Annotated in this window: 3 protein-coding genes and 2 pseudogenes; 3 read left to right on the forward strand and 2 right to left on the reverse strand. The window is 73.6% G+C overall.

Annotation, left to right across the window (positions count from 1 at the left end):
- A pseudogene (locus GTW43_RS22640) lies at nt 1-643 on the reverse strand (hypothetical protein); the annotation flags it as partial.
- Nucleotides 644-903: 260 nt separating this feature from the next.
- Here GTW43_RS22640 and GTW43_RS22645 point away from each other — a divergent pair.
- The 3 genes from GTW43_RS22645 to GTW43_RS22655 all read left to right on the forward strand — a co-directional run bounded on the left by GTW43_RS22645 (nt 904) and on the right by GTW43_RS22655 (nt 3,222).
- Nucleotides 904-1,809, forward strand: a complete 906-nt coding sequence (locus GTW43_RS22645; protein WP_161303858.1) for a S41 family peptidase — start codon at nt 904-906, stop codon at nt 1,807-1,809.
- A gap of 218 nt (nt 1,810-2,027) precedes the next feature.
- Nucleotides 2,028-2,282 (forward strand): DUF6332 family protein, encoded by a 255-nt coding sequence (locus GTW43_RS22650; protein ID WP_161303859.1) that lies wholly within the window; start codon nt 2,028-2,030, stop codon nt 2,280-2,282.
- A 43-nt stretch (nt 2,283-2,325) separates the two neighbouring features.
- A complete protein-coding gene (locus GTW43_RS22655) occupies nt 2,326-3,222 on the forward strand; it encodes a PhzF family phenazine biosynthesis isomerase (RefSeq protein ID WP_161303860.1) in 897 nt (298 codons plus the stop codon).
- Here the strand turns inward: GTW43_RS22655 and GTW43_RS22660 are convergent.
- Nucleotides 3,194-3,615, reverse strand: a pseudogene (locus GTW43_RS22660) (alpha/beta hydrolase); the annotation flags it as partial. The gene GTW43_RS22655 and the pseudogene GTW43_RS22660 overlap by 29 nt on opposite strands.

The raw sequence follows: 3,615 nt of genomic DNA on the forward strand, positions 1-3,615 counted from the left end.
TGTCCCAGTGCACCACCTTGCCGGAGGAGAGGATCCAGAGGTCGGCGCCGGACGCCGCGCACCAGGCGCCCTCCGTGGGGCCGCCGCCCCCGGCCTCGCTCTCCACGGCCGGGGGATCGGGAAGGCGTCGCCAGGACTCTCCCTCCCGGCGGAACACGGCGAGCTGCCCGCTCTGCGCCACCCTCTGCGCCAGCCACAGCGAGCCGGAAGCACCCGGGGCCAGCCCCCAGGCCGATCCCCGGCCGCCCCCGACGAGGTCGCCGGGCAGTGCGGGCTCCCGCCAGCGTGTCCCGTCCCAGTGCTCGAGGAACGGAGCTGCGGACTCGATGCCCCGCGTCCCCAGCAGCCACACGTCGTCCCGGGACGTGACGGCGAGCGCGTGGTATCCGGCTCCGTCACGGGCCGAGAGATGGGAGTAGCGCCAACCGCCGGCGGTGGATCGCGCCGCCGCGCTGTCCGCGGCGGGCGGTGCCTCACCGAGACGCGCCGCGTCGGAGGCGGACGGGGCGGGCGAGGACCTCTTCCTCGCCTTGGCGTCCGATGCGTTCGACGCGTCGGATCCGGCACACCCGGCCAACGCCGACAGACCGGCGGCGGCGGTCAGACCCAGGAGCGTGCGGCGGGCAGGCAGAAACGCAGACATGCCCCACGACTTTAGTCCGGCTCCTCGTCACGCCGACACCCCGGTCCACGGCGGCAGGCCTTTCCGGCTCAGGCCCCCGCCGGTGAACGCTCACGTAGGGTCCGCGTATGACGACGCGTAGAACGATGTGCAGGTCGAGACGGCGGCGACGTATATCGGGAAGACCGCCGCTGCGTCTGGCGGCGTGCACCGCGGTGGCCGGTCTTCTCCTCGCTGCGACTGGATGCGGAACCGGCGGGCAGGACAAGCCCGGTGACGCCATGTCACCCAAGGCGCACACGTACCTCGCGAAGGCGCTGGACATCATGGAGAAGCATGCGCTGCTCCGTGACCGGGTGGACTGGGACCGCCTCAAGGACAAGGCGTTCGCCCAGGCGAGAGGTGCGCAGCGGCCCGAGGACACGTACCGGGCGATCCGGTCGGCGCTGTCGGCGCTGGGGGACGCGCACAGTACGTTCTGGGACCCGGACCAGGCCGAGCAGGGAACGACGGGCGCAGCGTCCTCGTTCGACGGCCTGGAGGCCCGGTCGTTGAAGGGCGGCATCGGATACGTGTCCCTGCCCGGAGTGAACGGTTCGCAGAAGACGTACGACGCCTACACGCGGCGAGGGCGCGACGCGGTGGAGCACGCGAACACGGCCGGGACCTGTGGCTGGGTCGTGGACCTCAGGCAGGAGACAGGGGGCGGCATGTGGCCCGTGCTCGCGGTGGCCGGGCCGATCCTGGGCGACGGCACGGTGGGCATGTTCGTCGACGCGGACGGCAAGAAGATCCCCTGGACCGTGGAGAAGGGCGTCCCTCACCTCGCCGGAAAGCCGCAGGCAGGAGGCGACGCACCCGAGCTCGGCGGCGGCAGGACGCCGGTCGCGGTGCTGACCGGCCGGCGCACGGCCAGTGCCGGCGAGGCCGTCGCGGTGGCGTTCCGCGGACGGCCCGACACCCGGTCCTTCGGCGAGATGACCAGCGGTGTCCCGACGGGGAACAACGCGCACCGTCTGCCGGACGGCGCGCTGCTCATCCTCACGGAGGTGAGGGACGCCGACCGGGCGGGCCGCACATACGACGAACCCGTCGAGCCGGACGAGGAGGTCGTCAAGGACCCGCGCCCGACGGCCCGGGGCGAGGACGCCGTCCTGGACGCCGCCCAGCGCTGGCTTCGTCGGTAGACCGCCTGCCGTTGACGGGTCACCGGCGGGCAGGGCACCGGCATGCGGTTCACCGGCAGGCGGGTCACCGGAGGCCGGGGCACCGGTGGCGGCCGTGCGGTCCGCGTCGCCGAGGCGACCTCGTCGTCGGCACTGCCCCGCGCTCGACCCGGGCGTGGACCAGCGGCCGGCCTCTATCATCGATCTCCGGATCACCACACACGGGGCGGGAGAAGGCCATGACCACGGCACGCGCACGTCGGACCCAAGCCGAACGGGACGCGGCGACGGTCGAGACCGTCTCCGCACTGTTCTCCTCCAGCCTGTTCGCCGGTGCCGCGTTCCTCGTGGTGTTCATGCCGGTGCTGTACGGGCTCGTGCCGGACGGGACGAGGAGCGCCGTCACCGTCGCCGCGGGCGTCGCGGCCGGCGTCGCGTTCGTCGGCCGGCTGGTGGAAGGGCTCTGGGGGTTCGGCCGGGGCACCCGCGGCTGATCCGACCGGACGACGTCATCACCACGAGAAGGGCACTGTCTCCATGACTCACGGCACCACCCCGAACGCCGAGCTGACCTCCGAGGTGCTGCACTACACGGCATTCGCCACGACCCCGGACGGCGGCAACCTCGCGGGCGTCGTCCTGGACGCCACCGCGCTGGACGACGAGGCCATGGTGAAGATCGCCGCCGAGCTGGGGTACTCGGAGTCCGCCTTCGTCACGCCGGGGCCCGGCCCGGCCGACGGCCGGTCCTTCACCCTGAGGTACTTCAGCCCCAAGGCGGAGGTGGGCTTCTGCGGACACGCCACGGTGGCCACCGCGGTCGCGCTCGGCGAGCGGCTCGGCACCGGCGACTACACCTTCCACACCGCCGTCGGAGAGGTGCCGGTCAGCGTCGTGGGCGAACAAGCCCCGCTCAAGGCCACCCTCACGAGCGTGGCCCCGCGCGTCCACGACGTGGAGGCGGCCGACGTGGCGGAGGCGCTGGCGGCACTGGGCTGGGAGCCGGGCGAGCTGGACGAGGCCCTGCCGCCGCGCATCGCCTTCGCCGGAGTACGCCACCTGGTCCTGGCGGCCGCCACCCGCGAGCGACTGGCGGCCCTGGACTACGACTTCGACGGGCTGCTGCGTCTGATGCGGCGGCTCGACCTGACGACGGTTCAACTGGTGTGGCGGGCCTCGGACTCCGTCTTCCACGTCCGCGACCCGTTCCCGGTCGGCGGCGTCGTGGAGGACGCCGCGACCGGCGCCGCGGCCGCCGCGTTCGGTGCCTACGCGCGCGAGCTCGCCCTGGTCCCGCCGTCGGCACGCCTGACCCTGCACCAGGGACAGGACATGGGCCGGCCCTCGCTGCTGGAGGTGGACCTGTCCGCGGAGGACCCCAGGGTCCGCGTGACCGGCGCCGCGATCAGCGTCCCGGCCTCCCCGGGGCAGTAGGCGTGTCCCGCCCCGCTCCGGCAGATCCCCGGACTTCACGCAGGTCTTCGGGGCGGGGGAGGCGGCTGCGGGAGAAGAGCCCGCGGGCCGTCTCGGCGACCAGATCGGGGCGTTCCTCGTGCAGGTAGTGCCCGGAGCCGCCGACGACCTGGACCCTCAGGTCGTCGGCGTGGGAGCCGGCGCCGGTGAGCACGCCGGGCGGCAGCATGAAGTCCTGTGCTCCCGCGAGGATGACGGTCGGCGTGCTCAGGCGCAGGTTCCTGTAGCGGCCCAGGACCAGCCTCGCGATGTCGCGCAGGGCGAAGGCGCGATGCAGCGCCTCCCCGGCCCGCGCCCGGGCGGGCTCCTGGCTGGAGCGCACGAACTCCTCCGTCGCGGACGGTGCCCACGCCT

It is taken from the genome of Streptomyces sp. SID5785, assembly GCF_009870065.1.
Classification (GTDB): Bacteria; Actinomycetota; Actinomycetes; order Streptomycetales; family Streptomycetaceae; genus Streptomyces.